Origin of the sequence: Novosphingobium sp. GV079 (genome assembly GCF_003058045.1) — a bacterium.
GTDB classification, from domain to species: domain Bacteria; phylum Pseudomonadota; class Alphaproteobacteria; order Sphingomonadales; family Sphingomonadaceae; genus Novosphingobium; species Novosphingobium capsulatum.
This window is the reverse complement of record NZ_QBUE01000061.1, coordinates 1-1014: the sequence shown is the minus strand read 5'-3', so window position 1 is coordinate 1014 and position 1014 is coordinate 1. Positions and strand designations below refer to the sequence as shown.

Sequence of the window (1014 nt, the reverse complement as noted above, 5' to 3'; positions counted from 1 at the left end):
TCAGGCCGCGCAGCCGCCCGAGCAGCCGCCAACGGCTTTCATCGCGCGCAGCGGCTCTTCGCCTTCCATGGGCCTCAGGCCCAGGCGCGCGAACATCGCCGCGTCGCTGTCGTCGCCGGCATTGGGCGCGGTCAGCAGCTTGTCGCCGGTGAAGATCGAGTTGGCCCCCGCGAGGAAGCATAGTGCCTGGGTGGCCTCGCTCATGCTTTCGCGGCCGGCCGACAGGCGCACCATCGACAGCGGCATGGTGATGCGGGCCACCGCCACGGTGCGCACGAACTCGATATCGTCGATCTTGGCCATCGGCGTATCGGCCAGCATGTCGCCCAGCACGGTGCCCTTGACCGGCACCAGCGCGTTGACCGGCACGCTTTCGGGGTGCTGTTCCAGCGTGGCCAGCGCGTGGACAAAGCCGACGCGATCGGCGCGGGTTTCGCCCATGCCGACAATGCCGCCCGAACAGACGTTGATCCCGGCCTCGCGCACCACGCTCAAGGTATCGAGGCGGTCCTGGAACGTGCGGGTGGTGATCACCTCGTTATAGCGTTCGGGCGAGGTGTCGATATTGTGGTTGTAATAGTCGAGGCCGGCCTCGGCCAGCTTGCCGGCCTGATCGGGGGTCAGCATGCCCAGCGTCATGCAGGTTTCGAGCCCCATCTCGCGCACGCCCTTCACCATCTGCACGATGGCGTCCATGTCGCGATCCTTGGGGTTGCGCCAGGCTGCGCCCATGCAGAACCGCTTGGACCCGGCATCGCGCGCCTGGGCCGCCGACTGCAACACGGCCTGCACATCCATCAGCTTGCTCGCGGCGACGCCGCTGTCCGCCTTGACGCTTTGCGAGCAATAGCCGCAATCTTCCGGGCAGCCGCCGGTCTTGATCGACAGCAGCGTGCACAGCTGCACTTCACCGGCGCGGTGATGGTCGCGGTGCACGGCGGCGGCGCGGAACACCAGCTCGGTAAACGGCAGGTCGAACAATGCGGCGATTTCCTCGCGGCTCCAGTCGGTGCG

Annotated in this window: 1 protein-coding gene; it reads right to left on the bottom strand. The window is 67.3% G+C overall.

Annotated elements, in window-relative coordinates; all coding sequences use genetic code 11:
• Positions 1-1014, bottom strand: a 1014-nt coding sequence (bioB, locus tag C8K14_RS22305) for a biotin synthase BioB (protein WP_107719342.1), incomplete at its 5' end; no start/stop codon positions are given.